Source organism: Paenibacillus sp. sg306046 (genome assembly GCF_059821225.1).
The window spans coordinates 1-1,171 of the sequence record NZ_JCAMRT010000086.1 but is presented as its reverse complement, the minus strand read 5'-3'; the positions used below and the strand labels follow the sequence as shown (position 1 = coordinate 1,171).

2 protein-coding genes are annotated in these 1,171 nt (G+C 60.1%); both read left to right on the top strand.

Annotation, left to right across the window (positions count from 1 at the left end):
- Window positions 1-7: 7 nt before the first annotated feature.
- Complete coding sequence (locus AC6ROY_RS25385) at window positions 8-871, top strand: fibronectin type III domain-containing protein (protein WP_500103342.1); 864 nt, start codon at window positions 8-10, stop codon at window positions 869-871.
- Window positions 859-1,171, top strand: a 313-nt coding sequence (locus tag AC6ROY_RS25380; RefSeq protein ID WP_500103341.1) for a fibronectin type III domain-containing protein, incomplete at its 3' end; no start/stop codon positions are given. The genes AC6ROY_RS25385 and AC6ROY_RS25380, both read left to right, overlap by 13 nt.

The window sequence follows — 1,171 nt, the reverse complement described above, 5'->3', positions numbered from 1 at the left end:
ACCGAATCTGGATATTTTCCCGCCCAGCGCTCCATCGCAGCTGGCGATCTACAGCCAGAACGCATCCAGCGCCCTGCTCAATTGGGCAGCCTCCACGGATAACAAAGGGGTGGTTGGCTACGACATTTACAACGGCCTCGCCTTGATCGGAACGAGCGCCTCGACCAGCTTCACCGTAACCGGGCTTGCGCCAAATACGATGCACCTCTTAACCGTCAAAGCCAGGGATGCTGCCGGCCATGTGTCGGCTCCAAGCAACGCCGTTCAGGTGTATATAGACGCGCAAGCGCCTTCCGCTCCAACCCAGCTGACCATCGCCAGCCACACGCTGTCCACCGCGCAGCTGACCTGGACGGCTTCGACGGACAATGTGGGCGTTGCCGGCTACGACATCTTTCACGGCACAGCCTGGGTTGGAGCAAGCACAACCACCGCCTTCACCGTCACCGGGCTGCAGACGGACCTTCCTTATTCCTTCACGGTCAAAGCCAGAGACAGCGCAGGCAATGTGTCCTCCGCCAGCAATGCCGAAGCGCTGCTCATTCCCGGCGACACGCAGCCGCCTTCTGTCCCTGCGAATGTGGCGGTAACGGCCAAAACAGCAACAAGCGTGACGTTGTCCTGGACGGCCTCCACAGATAACAAAGGCGTGACCGGCTACGATATTTACCAAGGCGCGACACGGATCGGAAGCAGTACAACGACCAGCTATACGGCCGGCGGCCTGACGCCGAATACCACGTACAGCTTCAAGATCGTGGCCCGCGATGCGGCTGGCAATGCTTCCGCAGCTAGCNCACGTACAGCTTCAAGATCGTGGCCCGCGATGCGGCTGGCAATGCTTCCGCAGCTAGCGCCGTGTTCTCGGTAATGATCGACACGACCCTTCCCTCTACACCGGCCGGACTCGGCATCACAAGCAAGACCTCCGACCAGGTCGGCCTGACCTGGAAACCGTCTACGGATAACGTCGGCGTCGCTTCGTACCAGCTTTATCAGGGAGCGGTCCTGCTTGGAAGCTCGGCGACAACAAGCCATACCCTCACCGGCATCCAGCCCAATACGCTGTACACGATCACGGTCAGAGCGAAGGATACCGACGGCAACCTGTCGCTGCCCAGCCAGCCGGTGTACTATTTCCTCGGCAACTACAGCTCCGTCTATGATGTCC